Below are 21,019 nucleotides of genomic sequence, written 5' to 3'. Positions count from 1 at the left end.
GTCACAGCAGACCAAGTGTGCCGAGTAGTCAACGTTCCACCCATGAGCTAACCGTGCGAGACATTCGCTCGCAGTCGGCCATGTGCTCCTTAGAAAGGAGGTGATCCAGCCGCACCTTCCGGTACGGCTACCTTGTTACGACTTCGTCCCAATCGCCAGTCCCACCTTCGACGATTCCCTCCCACAAGGGGTTGGGCCACCGGCTTCGGGTGTTACCGACTTTCGTGACGTGACGGGCGGTGTGTACAAGGCCCGGGAACGTATTCACCGCAGCAATGCTGATCTGCGATTACTAGCGACTCCGACTTCATGGGGTCGAGTTGCAGACCCCAATCCGAACTGAGACCGGCTTTTTGAGATTCGCTCCACCTCGCGGTATCGCAGCTCATTGTACCGGCCATTGTAGCACGTGTGCAGCCCAAGACATAAGGGGCATGATGACTTGACGTCGTCCCCACCTTCCTCCGAGTTGACCCCGGCAGTCTCCTGTGAGTCCCCATCACCCCGAAGGGCATGCTGGCAACACAGAACAAGGGTTGCGCTCGTTGCGGGACTTAACCCAACATCTCACGACACGAGCTGACGACAGCCATGCACCACCTGTACACCGACCACAAGGGGGGCTACATCTCTGCAGCTTTCCGGTGTATGTCAAGCCTTGGTAAGGTTCTTCGCGTTGCGTCGAATTAAGCCACATGCTCCGCCGCTTGTGCGGGCCCCCGTCAATTCCTTTGAGTTTTAGCCTTGCGGCCGTACTCCCCAGGCGGGGAACTTAATGCGTTAGCTGCGGCACGGACAACGTGGAATGTCGCCCACACCTAGTTCCCAACGTTTACGGCGTGGACTACCAGGGTATCTAATCCTGTTCGCTCCCCACGCTTTCGCTCCTCAGCGTCAGTATCGGCCCAGAGATCCGCCTTCGCCACCGGTGTTCCTCCTGATATCTGCGCATTTCACCGCTACACCAGGAATTCCGATCTCCCCTACCGAACTCTAGCCTGCCCGTATCGAATGCAGACCCGGGGTTAAGCCCCGGGCTTTCACATCCGACGTGACAAGCCGCCTACGAGCTCTTTACGCCCAATAATTCCGGACAACGCTCGCGCCCTACGTATTACCGCGGCTGCTGGCACGTAGTTAGCCGGCGCTTCTTCTGCAGGTACCGTCACTTTCGCTTCTTCCCTGCTGAAAGAGGTTTACAACCCGAAGGCCGTCATCCCTCACGCGGCGTCGCTGCATCAGGCTTTCGCCCATTGTGCAATATTCCCCACTGCTGCCTCCCGTAGGAGTCTGGGCCGTGTCTCAGTCCCAGTGTGGCCGGTCGCCCTCTCAGGCCGGCTACCCGTCGTCGCCTTGGTAGGCCATCACCCCACCAACAAGCTGATAGGCCGCGGGCTCATCCTGCACCGCCGGAGCTTTCCACCACCAACCATGCGGTCAGTGGTCGTATCCGGTATTAGACCCCGTTTCCAGGGCTTGTCCCAGAGTGCAGGGCAGATTGCCCACGTGTTACTCACCCGTTCGCCACTAATCCCCCACCGAAGCGGGTTCATCGTTCGACTTGCATGTGTTAAGCACGCCGCCAGCGTTCGTCCTGAGCCAGGATCAAACTCTCCGTGAATGTTTTCCCGTTAATCGGGTGCACACTCGCGTTGAGCGGAACAGGTAGGAGGAATAGTCCCACCCGTTCACAGCGTCCTCGCTGTGTTTTTTCTTCAAAGGAACCTCGTCATCGGGCCGTGATGGCCCTTCGACGGGGTATCAACATATCTGGCGTTGACTTTTGGCACGCTGTTGAGTTCTCAAGGAACGGACGCTTCCTTCGGTCCCGTCTCACCGGGCCCTCCGGGCGCTTCCCTTCGGTGTCTCCAAGCTTACCAGATCCTTTTTCGTTCCCCTGCTTCTCGAAAGTCGCAGTCGGTCCGAATTGGTTTCCGGTCCCCGTTGGAGGGGGTTTGTTTCGCGCCTTCCGGCGTGGTCACTACTTTAGCGATTTTCCCGCCCGGCGCCTAATCGAGCCTTTCGGATCGAATTTCGGCACGCCGAAACAGAGCCCGTTCGGGAATCGTTCGGTAGTGGTTTGCCGCCTGGGGCTGCCGGGATGCGGCCTCTGGATCTCCATCGGCCGGGCATCGTCGATGCTGCCCGTCTCAAACGGCTCGGGCTACGTTAGGCGTCCCCCGGACCGGAGTCAAGTCGAGCCGACGGCGCGCCGGAGCCGCGCCGTCGCGGGGTGTGCGGACGGTAGGGGCTGACCGTCGGATCGCCCTCGATCCAGAAGCGCCACGGGTGGTGGGCGCCGTCGCCGCCGACACCGGTGCGCGGTCCGTTCATCACCGCGGTGGCGGGGACCGGAGTGCCGGCGAGGATCTCCATGGGCGCGTCGGCGCCCGCGCAGACGTCGCTGCCGTTCTGGTCGCGGGCCACGTCGAGGGCGGTGGCCAGACGCGCCGGGCCCTTGGCGAGCTCATGGGCGGTGCGGGCGGTCGCCCGGCGCTCGCGGGCCAGCTCCTCGCCACGGATGATCTCGCCACCGCGCAGCAGCACCCCGCTCGCGCTGCCCTCGGGGCCGCACACCAGATTCAGGCAGTGCCACATGCCGTAGGTGAAGTAGACGTACGCATGGCCCGGGGGCCCGAACATCACCGCGTTGCGTTCGGTGCGGCCGCGGTAGGCGTGCGAGCCGGGGTCGGCGGGTCCGGCGTACGCCTCCACCTCCGTCAGCCGCAGCTCGATGGGCCCGTCCGGGGTGTGCCGCACCAGGACGCGGCCCAGGAGATCGGGGGCGACCTCCAGAACGGGGCGATCGAAGAAGTGCCGTTCGAGCGGCGTACGGTCTGGTGCCACGGTCACGGTGCCCGAGCGTAGTGCAACGGATCCATAGAGGTGCGTGCAGGTGGTTGGAGTGGCCGGGCCCGGGCTGCAAGGGTGGGACCTCGAAGGCGCGGGCACGGAACCGTATGGCGCGGGACCGCGTTCGTACTGATCAACAACGGACCGACAGAGGAAGATCAGATCATGGGCTTCAAGAAGCTGCTCGCGAGTTTGGGTGCCGGTGGCGCTTCGGTGGAGACGGTGCTGGCCGAGGAGAACGTCGTCCCCGGCGGTGTCGTACAGGGCGAGGTCCGCATCCAGGGCGGCTCGGTCGCCCAGCAGATCGAGGGGCTCACCGTCGGTCTGCAGGCCCGGGTCGAGGTCGAGGGCGGCGACCAGGAGCACAAGCAGGACATCGAGTTCGTCCGGCAGCAGATCGGCGGCGCCTTCGAGGTGCAGCCGGGTGCGGTGCACTCGGTGCAGTTCGGGCTGGAGATCCCGTGGGAGACCCCGATCACCAACTTCCAGGGCCAGCACCTCACCGGCATGCACATCGGGGTGACCACCGAGCTGCAGATCGCGCGGGCCGTGGACTCCGGCGACCTGGACCCGGTCAACGTGCACCCGATCCCGGCGCAGCAGGCCATCCTGGACGCCTTCGCGCAGCTGGGCTTCCGCTTCAAGAGCGCGGACCTGGAGCGGGGCCACATCCGTGGCACGCGGCAGCGGCTGCCCTTCTACCAGGAGATCGAGTTCTACGCGCCGCAGCAGTACCGCGGGCTGAACGAGGTCGAGCTGACCTTCATCGCCGACGGGAACGAGATGGACGTGGTGCTGGAGATGGACAAGCGCCCGGGGCTGTTCACCGAGGGCAGCGACTCGTACCGCTCGTTCACGGTCGGCCTCTCCTCGTACCAGGACACCGACTGGACCGCCTACCTCAACCAGTGGCTCGCCGAGGTCGGCGGCAAGCGCAACTGGTTCTGAGTCTCCCGGTCGGGCGCGGGGTGGGTGCGGACCTGTGGTCCGCACCCACCCCGCGCCCTTTTCCGGGTCCCGCGCGGCCGGAGGCGCGCTCAGTCCGCCGGGTCGTAGACCACGGTCAGCGGGGTGTCGCTGTCGGCCCAGTACTCCAGCGCGTCCTCGAGGACGGCCGCCGCGGTCTCGGCGGCTTCGGGGGCGGCTTTGCGGAACGCAGTCCAGCCGCGCACGCGCAGCACGTATCCGGTGGGCTCACCCCACCAGGAGAGGTCGATCAGGCAGTCGGCGAGGGCGTCCCAGTTGCGGCCGAACCAGTCGGGCAGGCCGAGGTCCGTCGCGCACCGGTCGAGGAAGCCGGCGCGGTCTGACACGCCGTCGAGGTGGAGCGTGGCCGTGTGGGGGCCGGGCTCCGGCGTTGCTCCGGTCATGGGCGGCATCGTCCCAGATCACCGGGCGGCCGCTGACTAGGCTGGCCGCGCATGCGAGGTGTACGTACGGCCCGTCAGGAGGCGGGCGTGCGACCTTCACCAGCGGTCTCCCGAGCAACAGGAGGTTTCGACGTGTCCGAGCAGAACCGGCGCCCGCTCCCCCATGACTTCCATCCCCCGGTGCCGTCGTTCACCGTGGTGAGCGACGACGTGGCCGACGGCGGCACCCTCAAGAACGACCAGGTGTACGCGAAGGGCAACCTCTCGCCGCACCTGCGCTGGGAGGGGTTCCCGGAGGGGACGAAGAGCTTCGCGGTGACGTGCTTCGACCCGGACGCGCCGACCGGCAGCGGCTTCTGGCACTGGGTGCTCTTCGACCTCCCGGCGTCGGTCACCGAGCTGCCGACCGGGGCGGGCAGCGGTGACTTCAAGGGGCTGCCGCCGGGCGCGGTGCACGTGCGGAACGACTACGGCTCGCGTGACTTCGGCGGTGCCGCGCCGCCGCCGGGCGACGGCTCGCACCGGTACGTCTTCACGGTCTACGCCGTGGACACCGAGAAGCTGGGTCCGGACGCCGGGGTGTCCCCGGCGGTGGTCGGGTTCAACCTGCGCTTCCACGCCCTGGCCCGGGCGCATGTGATCGGTGAGTACGAGAACCCAGCCGCGGGCTGACCGGCGGTGACGCGACGCTGACCGCGGTCGCGCGGGCCCGGCGCGGCTAAATTGCGTTGTCCGGATCCGCACGCCCGCGCCAGAGTTGATCCCGGCCCGCTCCTCCAGGGGCGGGCCGGGATGCCTGGTGCGGGAGGTGGTCTGGGATGCGCGAGACGTTGGTGCTCAACGCGAGCTTCGAACCGCTGTCGACGGTGACGTCGCGACGAGCGGTGGTACTGGTACTTCAGGACAAGGCCGTCGTCGAACAGGCCCATCCTCGACTGCGGGTGCGCGCCGCCGAGGTGGAACTGCCGCTGCCCCGGGTGATCAGGCTGAGCCGGTATGTGCGGGTGCCGTTCCGAAGACGGGCGCCGTGGTCGAGGCGCGGGGTGCTGATACGGGACCGTCACCGGTGCGCGTACTGCGGGGGGCGGGCGACGACCGTGGACCATGTGGTGCCTCGTGCGCACGGCGGCGGCGACACCTGGCTCAACACGGTGGCCTCCTGCGCGGAGGACAACCACCGCAAGGCGGACCGGACCCCGGAGCAGGCGGGGATGCGGCTGCTGAACGCGCCCTTCGAGCCGACGCCCGCGGACGCGCTGTTGCTGGCCCTCGGTCCGGCGGGGCGCGAGGAGCTGCCGGAGTGGCTGGCGCCGTCGACGCCGCGCGCGGCCTGACCGCGGCCCCGGCCGAAACGAGCCTGGAACGAGCTGAGCCGTTGCCCCCGGGACACCTCGGACGCGAACGTCGGGTGTCCCGCCGGGCAGCGGCTCAGGCGCGCGGGGAGCCTGTCGTGCGGTCCGTGGGCTCCGTGACGGCCGTGGCCGGTTCAGTCGATGGTGGGCGACTCGCGGCGCGGGGCCTCCTTGGCGCCGCCGGAGCCGCCGCCCCCCATGGGCCCGAAGTTGCCGATCGCGCCGCCGAGCCCCTTGAGGGCGTCTCCGATCTCGCTGGGCACGATCCAGAGCTTGTTGGCGTCGCCCTCGGCGATCTTCGGCAGCATCTGGAGGTACTGGTAGGAGAGCAGCTTCTGGTCCGGGTCGCCGGCGTGGATCGACTCGAAGACCGTGCGGATCGCCTGGGCCTCGCCCTCGGCGCGCAGCGCGGCCGCCTTGGCCTCACCTTCGGCGCGGAGGATCGCGGACTGCTTCTCGCCCTCGGCCCGCAGGATCTCGGACTGTCGGACACCCTCGGCCTGGAGGATCGCGGCGCGCTTGTCACGGTCGGCGCGCATCTGCTTCTCCATCGAGTCCTGGATGGAGGTGGGCGGCTCGATGGCCTTGAGCTCCACGCGGTTGACGCGGATGCCCCACTTGCCGGTGGCCTCGTCCAGGACGCCGCGCAGCGCCGCGTTGATCTCCTCGCGCGAGGTGAGGGTGCGCTCCAGGTCCATGCCACCGATGATGTTCCGGAGCGTGGTGACGGTGAGCTGCTCGATCGCCTGGATGAAGCTGGCGACCTCGTAGGTCGCGGCGCGGGCGTCGGTCACCTGGTAGTAGATGACGGTGTCGATGTTGACGACCAGGTTGTCCTGGGTGATCACCGGCTGCGGCGGGAACGGCACCACCTGTTCGCGCAGGTCCACGCGGTTACGGATGGAGTCGATGAACGGCACGACGATGTTGAGGCCGGCGTTGAGGGTGCGCGTGTAGCGGCCGAACCGCTCCACGATCGCGGCACTGGCCTGCGGGATGACCTGGATCGTCTTGATGAGTGCGATGAAGACGAGCACCACCAGGATGATCAGGACGATGATGATCGGTTCCACAGCGGCTCCCCGTGCCCTTCATGCTTCCGGCCATCGGACGATGATGTTGAAGTCTTTCAGATAAGCGGCGTGCCGCGCAGCTTGACGGGGACACGCGTCGGGCGGCCGACTCACATGACGACGGCGGTCGCCCCGTCGATGTCCACGACGTCCACCTGCTGGCCCGGCTCGTACGACTGGTCGGCGTCGAGCGCGCGGGCTGACCACACCTCACCGGCGAGCTTGATGCGACCGCCGTCCCCGTCCACCCGCTCCAGCACGACCGCCTGACGGCCCTTCAGCGCCTCGACGCCGCTGAGGAGTTCCGGGCGCTGGCGGCGGCTGCGGTTGGCGATCGGGCGCACCACCGCGATCAACGCGACCGAGACGACGGCGAAGACCACTACCTGGAGCACGAGTCCGCCGCCCACCGCGTCGGTGAGGGCGGCGGCGACCGCGCCGACCGCCACCATCCCGAACTCCGGCATCGCGGTCAGTACGAGGGGAATGCCCAGCCCTACGGCGGCGACCAGCCACCACACCCATCCGTCCACATGGTCATGGTAGTTCTCGGGGGCGGGCCGGGACAGGGCGCGAAACCGCGCTGTCCCTAGCGACCGAGCGGCAGGCCCTGCGCCGTCCAGCGGTCGCCGTTGCGCTCCACGACCAGCGGGAGGCCGAAGCAGTGGGAGAGGTTGCGGGAGCTGAGCTCGGTCTCGATGGGTCCGGCGGCCAGCACCTTGCCCTGGCGGATCATGAGGACGTGGGTGAAGCCGGGGGCGATCTCCTCGACATGGTGGGTCACCATGATCATCGAGGGGGCGATGGGGTCGCGGGCCAGCCGACCGAGGCGACGCACGAGGTCCTCGCGGCCGCCGAGGTCGAGGCCGGCGGCGGGCTCGTCGAGCAGCAGCAGCTCGGGGTCGGTCATCAGGGCGCGGGCGATCAGGGTGCGCTTGCGCTCGCCCTCGGAGAGGGTGCCGAACCTGCGGTCCAGGTAGTCGCTCATGCCGAGGCGGTCGAGGAAGGCGCGGGCGCGCTGCTCGTCGACGTCCTCGTACGCCTCCTGCCAGCCGGCGGTCATGCCGTACGCGGCGGTGAGCACGGTCTGCAGCACCGTCTGGTTGCGGGGCAGCTTGTCGGCCATGGCGATGCCGGCCATGCCGATGCGCGGGCGGAGCTCGAAGACGTCGACGCCGCCGAGTCGCTCGCCGAGGATGTGGGCGGTACCGGCGGTGGGATAGAGGTAGCTGGAGGCGATGTTCAGCAGGGTGGTCTTACCGGCGCCGTTGGGGCCGAGGATCACCCAGCGCTCGCCCTCCTTGATCGACCAGGAGACGTCGTCCACCAGAGCCCGACCGTCGCGGACCACTGATACGTCCACCAGCTCCAGAACATCGCTCATGAGCGCGTTGTCTCCCATTGCAGTCTCGAAATGTCGCTTGCGCCCGGCGGCGCAGCCCCCAGGGAAAACCTACGCCACCGACTGACGGTGCCAGTCCTTAGGCTGGGGCCATGCTCGACGAACCTCGCTCTGGACGCCTTGCGGCGTGGGGAAATGCCCTTATTGCCGGACTTGTCTCACCGGATGAGGCCGCTCATCGCATCACCGGTGACGACGCGTCCCATCGCGTCGCCGATCTCCCCGGGGAGTCCGGCCCGGTCGGGCTCACGCTGGCCCTCGGCCGGCTGCGCGCGCTCGGCGCCTCCGGTCTGCGGGTGGCGCTGCCGACCCCGGGCCACCCGCTGGGGCTGAGCGGCCCGCCGGAGTTCAACGCGCGGGCGCTGGAGACGGGCGAGGCGGTGCTCGCCTCGGGCGTGTCGCTGGGCCTGGTGCCGGAGGTCTTCGAGGCGGGGCCGCGCGGCGATGTGCACGTCGAGGTGGTGTGGCGCTGCCTGCCGGTGCGCGAGGCGCCGCCGGCCGACGTGCCGTCCCTCGGCGAGGCGGAGCGAGAGCTGGCGGAGGCGCTGCGGGAGGCGACGGAGGTGCTCTCCCGGCTGGACGTGGCCGGGTCCGGCCCGGTCGCCCAGGCGGCGCTGGAGGCGTACCGGGCGCGCGCGGAGCGCGGCCGCGAGGTGCTCGCGCCGGGCTACCCCCCGCGCGCCATCCGGGTGTTGGAGCTCGCGCAGCGAGTGGGCGCCCTCATCGACATCGCCCACGGCCCCGCCGGCGGCGGCCGCGAGCACGGCGCCGCGGTCAGCGCCTCCGAGATCGCCGCCCGCGCCGAGGCCCTCCGCCCGGTCGAGCGCACCGCCCGCCGGGCGCAGGTGGCGGCGTACAACGCGTACGTGGAGCACCGCGAGCGGGGGTGAACGTCCGGGCCCGCGGCTCGCGCCCCCGCCGCGGGCCGTGGGCCCCGCGCCCCCTCTTCCCGCCCTCACCGTCGCCTTCGGCCTCGCCGGTCGCGGTCGGCTCGACACCGCCGTACCGCGCCGATCGGGCTGCTCGCCGTCGGGATCACCCGTATCGCGAGAGACGCGGCCCGCGTGGGGGCCGCCCCCTGGCCTGGCGCGGAGCGCCGGGCGCCGCGCCCGGCCAGGGGAGCCGCGCCGGGGAGCGTCGCACGGCGGAAGGCCCCGCGGGAGCTGCGCCCGCGGGGCCTTCGGTGCGACTGGTCGGCGTGTCGCCGAAACGTCAGTGGTTGACGTTCAGGTTGTCGAAGGCGCTGTTGCCGACACCGAACACGGTGACGGTGTTGCCCCCCACGTTGACCGGAGCGTCGACCGGCTGCTGAACAAGGTTGCCGGAAGCGACACCCGGGGAGTTCACGGCCTGACCCTGGGCCTGCGGGCCGTGGTCCGAGGCGGAGGCCACACCGGCACCGGCGACGGCCAGACCGCTCGCCGCGATCGCGACGGCCGCGAACTTCTTGATGTTCTTCACTTTCTTCAAACCCTCCTGAAACGCGTTGCCGCGGCCGATCACCGCGGCACGCCATGAAGAACGGCCCACGGCCGACCTGGATGCGCTGTGTGGGTGACATACACCCGACGGTATGAATCTCCGCTGAGCTGACGACATTCCGTATCAGGTCCGTGGCAGGGCGTCGCGCGGGCGGATGGGGCGCCGGGTCAGTCCCCGATCCCGTGTCGGACCGCCCACAGGGCCGCCTGGGTCCGGTCCGCGAGGTCCAGCTTCATCAGGATGTTCGAGACATGCGTCTTGACGGTCTTCTCGGACAGCACCAGCGCGCGGGCGATCTCCCGGTTGGAGCGGCCGTCCGCGATCAGCGCGAGCACCTCGCGCTCCCGCTCGGTGAGGGTGTTGCCGCGGCCCTGGCCGCCGTTGGCCTCCTCCTGGGAGAGCAGCGCGCCGGCCACCTCGGGCTGGAGCAGCACATGTCCGGCGTGGACGGAGCGGATGGCGCCGGCGAGCGCCTCGGGGTCCACGTCCTTGTAGACGTATCCGGCGGCGCCCGCGCGAAGGGCGGGGACCACGGTGCGCTGCTCGGTGAAGCTGGTGACGATCAGGACCCGCGCCCGGCTTCCGGCCTCTCGGAGCCGGCGCAGCGCCTCGATGCCGTCGGTGCCCGGCATCTTCACATCCATGAGGATGACGTCGGGCCGCAGCTCCTCGGCGGCGGCGACGCCCTCGTCGCCGTCCGACGCCTCCCCGACGACCTCGATGTCGTCCTGGACCTCAAGGAACGTGCGCAGCCCGCGCCGCACGACCTGGTGGTCGTCGACCAGCAGTACCCGAATCGTGTCCGGCTCAGCCACCGGGCACCTCCATCTCGATCACGGTGCCCTTGCCGGGCGCCGATTCCACGGTGAGCTTGCCGCCGACCCCGCTGGCGCGGTCGCGCATCGAGACCAGTCCCAGGTGGCGTCCGGCGCGGCGGATGGTGGCCGGTTCGAATCCGCCGCCGTCGTCGGCCACCCGCAGCAGGGCGCCGCTGGGGCCCCGGCGCACGAGGGACACGTCGACATGGGCGGCGCCGGAGTGGCGCAGCGCGTTGTGTAGCGCCTCCTGGGCCACGCGCAGCAGTGCCTCCTCCTGGGCGGCGGGCAGCGCCCGCACGCCGTGGGAGGTGAAGCCGACCCGGGCGGTGTGGGCGCGGTCGAGCACCTGGATCTGGGTGCGCAGCGTGGCGACCAGGCCGTCCTCGTCGAGGGCGGCGGGGCGCAGCTCGACGACGGCGGCGCGCAGCTCGTCGGCGGCCTCCGCGGCGAGCGCGGCCACCTGGTGCAGCTCCTCTTTGGCACGGGCGGGGTCGCGGTCCACCAGGGCGGTGGCGGCCTGGGCCGTCAGCCGCAGCGAGAAGAGCTTCTGTGCGACGGCGTCGTGCAGCTCGTGGGCGAGCCGGGCCCGCTCGCCGGCGATGGTCAGCTCGCGGCTGCGCTCGTACAGCCGGGCGTTGGTGAGGGCGATGGCCGCGTGCTGGGCGAGGATGCGCAGCAGTTCCTCGTCCCGCTCGGTGAAGCCGCAGCCGCCGTCGGGCTTGGGGCACCTCTTGTTGGCGAGGAAGAGCGCGGCGATCACCTCGTCGCCGTCGGCGACCGGCAGTCCGAGGAAGTCGGACATGTCGGGGTGGGCGGCGGGCCAGCCCTCGAACCGGGGGTCCTCGCGGACGTCGGCGAGCCGCTGCGGGGTGGCGTCCTGGAGCATCGCGGCGAGGATGCCGTGCTGGCGGGGCAGCGGGCCGATGGCCTTCCACTGCTCCTCGCTGACGCCGTCGACGACGAACTGCGCGAAGCCGCCGTGGTCGTCGGGGACGCCGAGTGCCGCGTACTCGGCGTCGAGGACCTCGCGCGCCGAGCGGACGATGGTCTGCAGGACGTCCCGCACTTCGAGCTGCCGGTTCATGTCGAGGAGTGCGCTGCTCACGCTCGCCAGGACGGCCCCGGGATCACTGCCCGGTCCTGTGTTCATGAGATCACCGTACCGGCGGGTTCAGGACGGTGTATCAGCCCGCGGCCGCGCCCGACCGGGTCCTGCGACCTAGGACCGAAGCGCCGGCCGATTCGGCGATTCCGGCCCACGGGGACGCTCCCGGGTCCACAATCCTTTACATGTCCATACCAATGAGGAGCTGGACGCCGACGCACGGCGAGCCCTATCGCCCGATCCCCTACCGTCCGGAGCGGATGCCCGCCGCCGAGTCGCTGGCCCGCGCGGCCGAGCTGCGGGAACGGATGGAGCGGCGCAGGACCGTACGGCAGTTCTCGCCCGACCCGGTGCCGGAGCAGGTGGTGCGGGACGCCATCGCCTGCGCCGCCACCGCGCCGTCCGGAGCGCATCAGCAGCCGTGGACGTTCGTCCTGGTGAAGGACGCGGAGGTGCGGCGACGGATCCGGGAGGCCGCCGAGGCCGAGGAGCAGGTCTCCTACGCGGGGCGGCTCGGCGAGGAGTGGCTGGCGGCCCTGCGGCCGCTCGGGACGGACGAGGTCAAGCCGCATCTGACCGACGCCCCGCAGCTGATCGTGGTCTTCCAGCAGCGCTACTGGCTGGGGCCGGACGGGGAGCGGCGCAAGCACTACTACGTGGACGAGTCGGTGGGGATCGCGGTCGGGATGCTGCTCTCCGCGCTGCACCTGGCGGGGCTGGCGGCGCTGGTGCACACGCCGAGCCCGATGCGCTTCCTGTCCGAGGTGCTGGGGCGTCCGCGGAACGAGAAGGCCTTCGCGGTGATCCCGGTGGGCTACCCGGCGGCCGACTGCGTGGTTCCGGACCTGGTGCGCAAGTCCCTGGACCAGGTGATCGTCGAGGTCTGAGACCGCGGGACACCGCCGAGCCCGCCGACACACCACCACCAACACCAGCGCCGACACCACCGCCGGCCACCACGCCCCGCCCACCGCGCCCAGCCCCACGGGCCGCCCGCCCGTGCCCTCCGACACCGGGCGCCCGTCATGTCGGGATGAGTCCCGCATCCGCCCGCTCCATCCGGCATGGCGGGAAGCGGCCCCAAGTGTCCGTCGTTGCGTGTTCGCACGAGCACATTGAGCGAGATCCGGGGCCGCCCCGTGTGAGCCCGCGCATAGGACCCAGATCACGTACGAAGGAGCTTAGGAGAGGTCTAAAGTCCCCGTAAGGGGAGATTGGGGCCCTCTGGAGGGCCTCCGGCGGGCCCCGGTCCCACTAAGCCGCTTCGTAGGTCACATGATTGCCACGGGATTTTGCGGCCGCTAACAATTGCCGAAGTCGCCACGGCGCCGTCGATCGAGACGCGGCGCTTTTTTCGCGCCGATCCGCTCCGGCAGGTGACTCAAGCGATTGGAAAGAGGACTACTCCGCTCATGCCCGTCCCCAGCATTCCGAGCATCCCCGGTTTTAGCCGTCTGACCAAGACCCACAAGTTCTCCGCCGCGGGCATCGCCACGGCCGGCGCCGCCGCCCTCGCCTTCGCCGTCGTCCCCGGCGGCACCGCCGACGCCCAGCCGAACACTCAGGCGCTCTCCGCCGAGCCGGTCGCGCTGACCTCGTCGACCTACGGCAAGATCCAGCAGGGCAGCCTGACCCAGCAGACCGCGCTGCACGCCAAGCAGGCCGAGGAAGAGGCCGCGGCGAAGAAGGCCGAGGAGGCCAGGAAGGCCGCCGAGGCCAAGGCCAAGGCCGACCGCGAGCGCGAGGCCGCGAGCCGCTCCGCCGAGCGTGCGCCGGTCGCCGCGCCGAAGCCCGCCGAGGCCCCGGTCGCCGCTCCGGCCCCGGCTCCGGCTCCCGTCGCCCCGGCTCCGGCCCCCAAGCCGACCTACGCCAACAACCTGGACGGCTGGATCCGACAGTCCCTCGACATCATGAAGGACAAGGGCATCCCGGGTAGCTACGACGGCATCTACCGCAACATCATGCGTGAGTCGTCCGGCAACCCGCGCGCGATCAACAACTGGGACATCAACGCGATCAACGGCATCCCGTCCAAGGGCCTGCTCCAGGTGATCGACCCGACCTTCAAGGCGTACCACGTCGAGGGCACCTCCTGGGACATCTACGACCCGGTCGCCAACATCACCGCGGCCTGCAACTACGCGGCCGACCGCTACGGCTCGATGGACAACGTCAACTCGGCGTACTGATCCGTCCGGCCCCTCGGGCCCACGCCTCCTCCGGGCCCGCGCCATGACGCGGAAGGGCGGCACCCCCTGTGGGGTGCCGCCCTTCGTCGTGCGTGCGCGAGCCGCGACCGCTCCGCCTACTTGCGCATGACCTCCGGCTCATGGCGACGCAGCAGTCGTGCCACGACGAAGCCGCAGACGACGCCGATCGCGATGAGCACCATCATGTCGACGGCCCACTGGGTGGCGGTGGCCTCCCACAGCGGGTCGAGCTCACCGGGCTTCTTGCGGTCCCACGGGGCCATCATGTGCGAGAGGTCCAGCGTGGCGCCGGCCGCGCCGACCGCCCAGCGGGACGGCATCAGCCAGGCGAACTGCTCGATGCCCGGCGAGCTGAAGATCTTGAACAGAATGCCGGTGAAGACGACCTGGACGATCGCGAACATCACCAGCAGCGGCATGGTCTTCTCGGCGGTCTTCACCAGCGAGGAGATCACCAGGCCGAACATCATCGAGGTGAAGCCGATCGCGATGATCGCCAGGCACAGCTCGGCGGCCGCGGGCAGCACCAGCCCCTCCTCGGGCAGCTTCCGGGTGGAGAACCCGATGGCGCAGATGATCACACCCTGGAAGGCGGTGATCACGCCGAGGACGATCACCTTGGACATCAGGTACGCCGACCGGGACAGGCCGACGGCCCGTTCCCGTTCGTAGATGACCCGTTCCTTGATCAGTTCTCGTACGGAGTTGGCGGCGCCGGAGAAGCACATGCCGACCACGAGGATCAGGATGATCGTGCCCGCGTCCTGGTTGAACCGGCCCTTCGGCGCCTTGGTCAGCCCGAACTCGGACGGGATGACCACCGAGACCCCGCCGAGGACGGCGGGCAGGATCAGCATCAGCGCCAAGAAGCCGCGGTCGGAGGCGATCACCGAGGAGTAGCGGCGGATCAGGGTCCACAGCTGGGAGGCCCAGCTCTGCGGCTTCTGCATCCGGGCCGGCGGCGGCTGGACGTGCACGGACTGCGGGGCGACCGCGTCGAGGTCGGCCGCGTACATCTGGTAGTGCCGAGAGCCGCGCCAGCGGCCGGCCCAGTCGTAGTCGCGGTAGTTCTCGAAGTTGGAGAAAACGTCGGCCCAGGTCTCGTAGCCGAAGAAGTTCAGCGCCTCGTCCGGCGGGCCGAAGTACGCCACCGAGCCGCCCGGCGCCATCACCAGGAGCTTGTCGCACAGCGCCAGCTCGGCCACGGAGTGGGTGACCACCAGCACCGTGCGGCCGTCGTCGGCCAGACCGCGCAGCAGCTGCATCACATCGCGGTCCATGCCCGGGTCGAGGCCGGAGGTGGGCTCGTCCAGGAAGATCAGCGAGGGCTTGGTGAGCAGCTCCAGGGCGACCGAGACGCGCTTGCGCTGACCGCCGGAGAGCGAGGTGACCCTTTTGTCCTTGTGGATGTCGAGCTTGAGCTCGCGCAGCACCTCGTCGATACGGGCCTCGCGCTCAGCCCCGGCGGTGTCGCCGGGGAAGCGGAGCTTGGCCGCGTACTTGAGCGCGGTGCGGACCGTCAGCTCCTTGTGCAGGATGTCGTCCTGCGGGACCAGACCGATGCGCTGCCGCAGCTCGGCGAACTGCCGGTACAGGTTCCGGTTGTCGTAGAGGACCTCGCCCTGGTTGGCGGGGCGGTAGCCGGTGAGCGCGCGCAGTAGCGTGGACTTGCCGGAACCGGACGGGCCGATGACCGCGACCAGCGACTTCTCGGGGACGCCGAAGGAGACGTCCTTGAGGATCTGCTTGCCGCCGTCGACGGTCACCGTCAGATGGCGGGCCGAGAAGGAGACCTCACCGGTGTCGACGAACTCCTCAAGGCGGTCGCCGACCAGCCGGAAGGTGGAGTGACCGACGCCGACGATGTCGCTGGGGCCGATGACCTGCTGCCGGACCGGCTGACCGTTGACATACGTGCCGTTGTGGCTGCCGAGGTCGACGATCTCGAACCGGCCGTCGGGCAGCGCGCGGAACTCGGCGTGGTGGCGGGAGACCTGGAGGTCGGAGACGACCAGCTCGTTCTCCAGCGCACGACCGATGCGCATCACCCGGCCGACGGCCAGCTGATGGAAGGTGGTCGGGCTGCGGTCGCCGTAGACCGGCGCGACACCGGCGGCGCCCCCGTGCCGCGCCGGGTCCACGCTCTGCTGCGGCGCGGCCTGCGGTTGCTGCTGCTGCGGCGGCACGTACGGCTGCTGACCCTGGCCCTGGCCCGGGTGGGGCTGGGACGGCTGGGGCTGCTGCCAGCCCTGCGGAGCCTGCTGCTGCTGTGGCTGCTGCTGGCCCCAGCCGGCCGGGCCGGGCTGCGGCTGCTGCGGATGGACCGGCGCCTGCTGGGCGTACTGGGCGTGGGGCTGACCCTGAGCGTGCGGCTGGGCGTGGCCCTGAGCGTGCGGCTGGGCGTGGCCCTGAGCGTGCGGGTGCGGCTGCGGCTGGGCCTGCGGGTGCGGCTGCGGCTGGGCGTGCTGCTGCGCGGCCATCGCGTTCGGCATGGCGTAGCCGCCGGATCCGGCGTTGGCACCGGCGCCGCCGGAGAAGTTCAGCCGCGGGCCGTCGGTGGCGTTGCCGAGATGCACCGCCGAACCGGGGCCGATTTCCATCTGGTGGATCCGCTGGCCCTGCATGTAGGTGCCGTTGGTGCTGCCGTGATCCTCGATGACCCAACTGCGTCCGCCCCAGCGCACGGTGGCGTGCCGCCAGGAGACTCTGGCGTCGTCGAGCACCATGTCGCCCTGCGGATCCCGCCCAAGGCTGTATGACCTGGATGGATCAAGTGTCCAGGTCTGTCCGTTCAATTCCAGTACGAGTTCCGGCACTCCATGCCCCACTAATTGTCCCCCGAGCAACCCCCGTACAGGGAGTCTAGGGATGGCGAACATCGTGAGGAACTATTTCAGGCTCAGTCCATGAACCGGAAGTCGGGCATTGGCAAGGGTCGGTATCAGGCATGTAGCAGACACGCATCAGGCGGCGTTGACGCATCCGAAAGACCCCCGGAAAGTAGAAGCGGGCACGGATGGTACGGATCATGATCATCCGGGCATCTCGCATCGATCGGGGGGATCGGGATGGCGGCGAGGAGCGGCGGAAGGTTGCCCTGGGGCGAGTTGCTGCTCGCCGCGGTCGCTGCCGTGAGCTGGGCCTTCCTCGCCATGGCGGGCGTCGCCGCGCTCGGTCTGCATTTGATCGGCGCCGATGGCGCGGGCTCGCTGGGGCCGATGACCGCCGCCGCGGTGGTGCTCGCGGTGGGCGGTTCCGTCACTCCGTCAGGCGATGTGCGGGTCTTCGGGCTGGAGGGCGCGCAGGCGCACACCGCCATCGACCTCGCGCCGCTGGGCGTGAGCCTGCTCGGCGCGCTCCTCCTCGGGTGGCTCTTCGCGCGGTCGCTGCGCGGCGCGGGGCCGGTGCTCGGCGGGCGCGAACTGGCGGCGCGGGCGGGCGCGGTGACGACGCTGTTCGTGCTGTTGCTCGCCGGGCTCGTCTGGGCGGGCGACGACACGGTCACCATCGACGGCTCCACCCTCGACCTCGAAGGGCTGGGCATCGGAGGCGGTGACGGCGGTAGCGGAGGCGGGAGCGGCACGGACGGCGGGGCCGGCGGGCTGCTGGACCGACTGCCGGACGAGCTCGGCGACATCGCGGGCATCGGTGGCGGGCTGCTGCCGGAGAGGCTGGTCGACCTCGCCGACGCGCAGGCCAAGGTGGGCTTCACGGTCGACGCCGGCGCATCGCTGCTCCGCGGCACCGGCTGGGTCCTCGCGGTGCTGCTCCTCACGGTGCTCGCGGCCCGCCACACCCCGCTGCCGCGCGGCTGGGAGGGGCTGCACCGCACCGTGCGGCCGGCCGTCTCCGCGCTGTGCGCGGTGCTCGCGCTCGCCGTCCTGGCCGGCGCGGCCGCCGGGGTCTTCGCCGCCGTCGACGACGACCATCCCCGACTGGTGCTCGGGGCGACGCTGCTCGGCGCCCCGAACGGGGTCTGGCTCGGGGTGCCGCTGGGGCTGTTCGTGCCGTGGCAGGGCACGGCCACCGGAGCGCTTGTCCGGGTGCTGCCCGACCCGATCGACGAGCTGCTCGGCGCGGACGGCGAATCGGCCATCACGGTGCGACGGCTGGCCGACCTGGACGACCGGGTGTGGCTGCTGGCCGTCGGCTGCGCGCTGCTGATGCTCACCGCCGGGGTGCTCACCGCGGCCCGGACCCCGCTGCGCGTCCCCGGCGCGCAGCGAGACGCGGGGGTTCTCGGGTTCGCGGGCCGGTGCGCGCTGCGGTTGGGCCTCGGCACCGCGCTCGCGCTCCCGCTGCTGGTGTGGCTCACGGAGGTGTCGGCGGGCGCGGAGCTGTCGGTGCTGGGCTTCGACGCCTTCGGCGCCGGGCTCGACCTGCACGGCAAGGTGGCGCACGCGCTGCCCATCGGGGCGGCCTGGGGGGTCGCGGCGGGAGCCGTCGGGGCCCTCCTGGCCCGCGCCACCGGCGCCGCCGGTGGGCGCGCCTCGGCCTTCGCCCGCGGGATCGCGGCCCGGCCCGCCGAGGCCGCCGGGGCGGGGGCGGGCAGCACGGCGGGCGGCGGGGCCGGGGCGGCCGGTGCGTTGGGCGCGCTCGGCGCGACCGGTGGACCTGGTGGTTACGGCCCGATGGGCGCCGGCGGTGGAAGTGGCGCGCGCACCTACCCCGACCTCGCGTACGGGCCGGGCCCCTACCGCCCCTCCCCCGTCTACCGCCCGTCCCACGACGAGACCAACCCCTATCTGCGACCGGTGGACCCGGCCCCGCCGCCGCCACAGCAGTGCGGCTGGTCCCCGTCCCCGGGCGCGTGGGCGCCCATCCCCGAACCGTGGACGCCGTCCCCCGAACCGTGGACGCCGGATCCGGAAGCGTGGACCCGGGACCAGCAGGCGTGGGCGTCGGGCCCGGAAGCCCGGCCACGGGGCGCGGTCTCGCCGGCGTCGGAGGCGAGCGCTCGCCCGCCGGGGCAAGGAGTCTGGCCGGCGAACCCGGACGGGTGGCCGGCGGGCCCGGGGCCGGCACCGGCGGGACCGGGGGCACGACCGGCGGGCCCGGGCGGACGACCGGCGGGCCCAGGCGGACGACCGGCGGGCCCAGGGGCAGGACCGGGGAGCTGGGGGACGGCACCGGGGGGCCCGGGGCCGCACCCGGCCGGCCCAGGGCCGGCACCGGCAGCCCCGGGCGGACAGCAGCCGCCGCCGCGCGGCCCCGGTCGGCCCGGCGGGGACGCCGCGTACGGGGGTCACGGTGCGCCGGCGGCCCACGGCTTCCCGCACAGCGCGCCGACGCAGGCGGGCGCCCCGATGCCGCCGCCGCACCCCCGCCCGCGGCCGCGGCTCGACCCCGAGCACCCCCCGGAGGAAGACCCGCCCCCGGGCCGCCCCAGAAGCCGGGGCTGAGCGTCCCAAGCCGCCCCCGAGGGGGGCACCCGACCCCGGGACGCAGGCCCGCGCGCCCCGCTCCCGCCACCGCACCCCCGCCCGCGGCCGCGGCTCGACCCCGAGCACCCCCCCGGAGGAAGACCCGCCCCCGGGCCGCCCAAGAAGCCGGGGCTGAGCGTCCCAAGCCGCCCCCGAGGGGGGCACCCGACCCCGGGACGCAGCCCGCGCGCCCCGATGCCGCCGCCACACCCCCGCCCGCGGCCTCGGCTCGACCCCGAGCAGGGCAGGGCCGAGCGTGTGGGGCGCCTGGCATCGGCGACCGCGGGAGCGGGGCGCGCGAGCCGCTCCGGGCGGGCCGGGCGGCCCGGGCGGGTCGACAGGCCGTCTCCGTGATGCCCGGCGTCCGGCGCGCTTCCCGGAGAAAGGCCCGTACCGCCGAACCGGGGCACCCCTCCGCTTTCACACGTCTACGTAGCCGTATGGTGACCGTCCGTGGAACAGTCGCCCCCGCACGCATGTCCGTTGGGCGGACAGCCGGACGAGCCACTCGGGCGGCCCTATACGGTGGAATGACCATGAGCGCATCGCAGATCCCACCTGCCACCGCCGTTCCGGGCGACGATGTACCGACCCTCCTTGTCAAGATCTTCGGCAAGGACCGTCCAGGCATCACCGCCGGGCTCTTCGACACCCTCGCCGCCTTCGACGTGGACGTCGTGGACATCGAACAAGTCGTCACCCGAGGCCGCATAGTGCTGTGCGTGCTGGTGACCGCCCCACCGGGCCGCGGCAGCGGCGCGGCCGAGGGCGATCTGCGGGCGACCGTGCACAGCTGGGCCGAGTCGCTGCGGCTCCAGGCGGAGATCATCTCCGGCCGCGGCGACAACCGGCCGCGCGGTGTCGGACGCTCGCACGTCACCGTGCTCGGACATCCCTTGACCGCCGAGTCGACGGCCGCCATCGCGGCCCGTATCACCGGCACGGGCGGCAATATCGACCGCATCTTCCGACTCGCGAAGTACCCCGTGACCGCGGTGGAGTTCGAGGTCTCCGGCGCCGGGACCGAGCCGCTGCGCACCGCGCTGGCGACCGAGGCCGCGGCCCTGGGCGTCGATGTCGCCGTCGTCGCCTCCGGCCTCCAGCGCCGGGCGCAGCGCCTGGTGGTCATGGACGTGGACTCCACGCTGATCCAGGACGAGGTGATCGAGCTCTTCGCGGCGCACGCGGGCTGCGAGGCCGAGGTCGCGAAGGTCACCGCGCAGGCGATGCGCGGCGAGCTGGACTTCGAGCAGTCGCTGCACGCGCGGGTCGCGCTGCTGAAGGGCATCGACGAGTCGGTGGTGGACAAGGTACGCGCCGAGGTGCGTCTCACCCCCGGCGCGCGGACCCTCATCCGCACCCTCAAGCGGCTCGGCTTCCAGGTGGGCGTGGTCTCCGGTGGTTTCACCCAGGTGACCGACGACCTGAAGGAGCGGCTGGGGCTGGACTTCGCCTCCGCCAACACCCTGGAGGTGGTGGACGGCAAGCTGACCGGCCGCGTGGTCGGGGAGGTGGTGGACCGGGAGGGCAAGGCCCGGCTGCTGCGGCGGTTCGCGGCGGAGGCCGGGGTGCCGCTGTCCCAGACGGTGGCGATCGGCGACGGCGCCAACGACCTGGACATGCTGAACGCCGCCGGGCTCGGGGTGGCCTTCAACGCCAAGCCGGTGGTGCGGGAGGCCGCGCACACCGCGGTGAACGTGCCGTTCCTGGACACGGTGCTCTATCTGCTGGGCATCACCCGCGACGAGGTCGAGGCGGCGGAGACCCACGCCGACTGATCCGGGGGTCCCTCGGTCGACGGACGGCCGGTCGGGGTGGCGCCGGTCGAGTGGTCGTAGGAGACGTATGTGGGCCGGCCTCCACCGGGGTGGAGGCCGGCCCACGTCACGTTCGGGTCCGGCCGCTCAGGCACGGAGCCGCCCGTCTCGTCA

17 protein-coding genes and 1 rRNA gene are annotated in these 21,019 nt (G+C 71.1%); 8 read left to right on the top strand and 10 right to left on the bottom strand.

Annotation, left to right across the window (positions count from 1 at the left end; all coding sequences use genetic code 11):
- Positions 1-93: 93 nt before the first annotated feature.
- Positions 94-1,621 (bottom strand): 16S ribosomal RNA (locus LRS74_RS26745).
- Positions 1,622-2,169: 548 nt separating this feature from the next.
- The gene (locus LRS74_RS26740; protein ID WP_277743390.1) at positions 2,170-2,853 is read right to left on the bottom strand and encodes a DNA-3-methyladenine glycosylase; all 684 of its coding nucleotides are present in this window, start codon (positions 2,851-2,853) and stop codon (positions 2,170-2,172) included.
- Positions 2,854-3,018: 165 nt separating this feature from the next.
- On the opposite strand from LRS74_RS26740, the gene LRS74_RS26735 reads away from it, so the two are divergent.
- Positions 3,019-3,801, top strand: a complete 783-nt coding sequence (locus tag LRS74_RS26735; RefSeq protein ID WP_277743389.1) for a sporulation protein — start codon at positions 3,019-3,021, stop codon at positions 3,799-3,801.
- 89 nt (positions 3,802-3,890) lie between these two features.
- Here LRS74_RS26735 and LRS74_RS26730 read toward each other — a convergent pair whose 3' ends face one another.
- Positions 3,891-4,223: a barstar family protein gene (locus tag LRS74_RS26730; protein WP_277743388.1), complete on the bottom strand. Its 333-nt coding sequence runs from the start codon at positions 4,221-4,223 to the stop codon at positions 3,891-3,893.
- 132 nt (positions 4,224-4,355) lie between these two features.
- Here LRS74_RS26730 and LRS74_RS26725 point away from each other — a divergent pair, with 132 nt between their 5' ends.
- Together LRS74_RS26725 and LRS74_RS26720 are read left to right on the top strand one after the other, a co-directional pair.
- Complete coding sequence (locus LRS74_RS26725) at positions 4,356-4,895, top strand: YbhB/YbcL family Raf kinase inhibitor-like protein (protein ID WP_277743387.1); 540 nt, start codon at positions 4,356-4,358, stop codon at positions 4,893-4,895.
- A gap of 146 nt (positions 4,896-5,041) precedes the next feature.
- A complete protein-coding gene (locus LRS74_RS26720) occupies positions 5,042-5,557 on the top strand; it encodes an HNH endonuclease (protein WP_277743386.1) in 516 nt (171 codons plus the stop codon).
- A gap of 152 nt (positions 5,558-5,709) precedes the next feature.
- Here LRS74_RS26720 and LRS74_RS26715 read toward each other — a convergent pair whose 3' ends face one another.
- The 3 genes from LRS74_RS26715 to LRS74_RS26705 form a co-directional block, all read right to left on the bottom strand.
- Positions 5,710-6,648: an SPFH domain-containing protein gene (locus LRS74_RS26715; protein ID WP_144384513.1), complete on the bottom strand. Its 939-nt coding sequence runs from the start codon at positions 6,646-6,648 to the stop codon at positions 5,710-5,712.
- Positions 6,649-6,758: 110 nt separating this feature from the next.
- Positions 6,759-7,181 carry an NfeD family protein gene (locus LRS74_RS26710; protein WP_277743385.1) on the bottom strand — a complete coding sequence of 141 codons (423 nt, stop codon included), beginning with the start codon at positions 7,179-7,181 and terminating at the stop codon, positions 6,759-6,761.
- Positions 7,182-7,237: 56 nt separating this feature from the next.
- Positions 7,238-8,032 carry an ABC transporter ATP-binding protein gene (locus LRS74_RS26705; RefSeq protein WP_144384515.1) on the bottom strand — a complete coding sequence of 265 codons (795 nt, stop codon included), beginning with the start codon at positions 8,030-8,032 and terminating at the stop codon, positions 7,238-7,240.
- 110 nt (positions 8,033-8,142) lie between these two features.
- On the opposite strand from LRS74_RS26705, the gene LRS74_RS26700 reads away from it, so the two are divergent.
- Positions 8,143-8,940: a hypothetical protein gene (locus LRS74_RS26700; protein WP_277743384.1), complete on the top strand. Its 798-nt coding sequence runs from the start codon at positions 8,143-8,145 to the stop codon at positions 8,938-8,940.
- A gap of 322 nt (positions 8,941-9,262) precedes the next feature.
- Here LRS74_RS26700 and LRS74_RS26695 read toward each other — a convergent pair whose 3' ends face one another.
- The 3 genes from LRS74_RS26695 to LRS74_RS26685 form a co-directional block, all read right to left on the bottom strand.
- Complete coding sequence (locus tag LRS74_RS26695; protein ID WP_277744950.1) at positions 9,263-9,511, bottom strand: chaplin; 249 nt, start codon at positions 9,509-9,511, stop codon at positions 9,263-9,265.
- Positions 9,512-9,699: 188 nt separating this feature from the next.
- Positions 9,700-10,347 carry a response regulator transcription factor gene (locus tag LRS74_RS26690; RefSeq protein WP_277743383.1) on the bottom strand — a complete coding sequence of 216 codons (648 nt, stop codon included), beginning with the start codon at positions 10,345-10,347 and terminating at the stop codon, positions 9,700-9,702.
- Positions 10,340-11,500 (bottom strand): GAF domain-containing sensor histidine kinase, encoded by a 1,161-nt coding sequence (locus tag LRS74_RS26685; protein WP_277743382.1) that lies wholly within the window; start codon positions 11,498-11,500, stop codon positions 10,340-10,342. Before LRS74_RS26685 ends, LRS74_RS26690 begins: the two co-directional genes overlap by 8 nt.
- 140 nt (positions 11,501-11,640) lie before the next feature.
- On the opposite strand from LRS74_RS26685, the gene LRS74_RS26680 reads away from it, so the two are divergent.
- Positions 11,641-12,342, top strand: a complete 702-nt coding sequence (locus LRS74_RS26680) for a nitroreductase family protein (protein ID WP_277743381.1) — start codon at positions 11,641-11,643, stop codon at positions 12,340-12,342.
- 525 nt (positions 12,343-12,867) lie between these two features.
- Positions 12,868-13,644, top strand: coding sequence for a transglycosylase SLT domain-containing protein (locus tag LRS74_RS26675; RefSeq protein WP_277743380.1), 777 nt, complete (start codon positions 12,868-12,870; stop codon positions 13,642-13,644).
- A gap of 116 nt (positions 13,645-13,760) precedes the next feature.
- On the opposite strand, the gene LRS74_RS26670 is transcribed toward LRS74_RS26675, so the two are convergent.
- Positions 13,761-16,493: an FHA domain-containing protein gene (locus LRS74_RS26670; protein WP_277743379.1), complete on the bottom strand. Its 2,733-nt coding sequence runs from the start codon at positions 16,491-16,493 to the stop codon at positions 13,761-13,763.
- A gap of 264 nt (positions 16,494-16,757) precedes the next feature.
- On the opposite strand from LRS74_RS26670, the gene LRS74_RS26665 reads away from it, so the two are divergent.
- Both LRS74_RS26665 and serB read left to right on the top strand, forming a co-directional pair.
- The gene (locus tag LRS74_RS26665) at positions 16,758-19,067 is read left to right on the top strand and encodes a streptophobe family protein (RefSeq protein WP_277743378.1); all 2,310 of its coding nucleotides are present in this window, start codon (positions 16,758-16,760) and stop codon (positions 19,065-19,067) included.
- A 557-nt stretch (positions 19,068-19,624) separates the two neighbouring features.
- Positions 19,625-20,866, top strand: coding sequence for a phosphoserine phosphatase SerB (serB, locus tag LRS74_RS26660; RefSeq protein ID WP_277743377.1), 1,242 nt, complete (start codon positions 19,625-19,627; stop codon positions 20,864-20,866).
- Positions 20,867-21,019 lie beyond the last annotated feature (153 nt).

The organism is Streptomyces sp. LX-29, assembly GCF_029541745.1.
Taxonomy (GTDB): domain Bacteria; phylum Actinomycetota; class Actinomycetes; order Streptomycetales; family Streptomycetaceae; genus Streptomyces.
The sequence above is the reverse complement of the archived record's forward strand: the minus strand, read 5'-3'. Positions and strand labels throughout refer to the sequence as shown.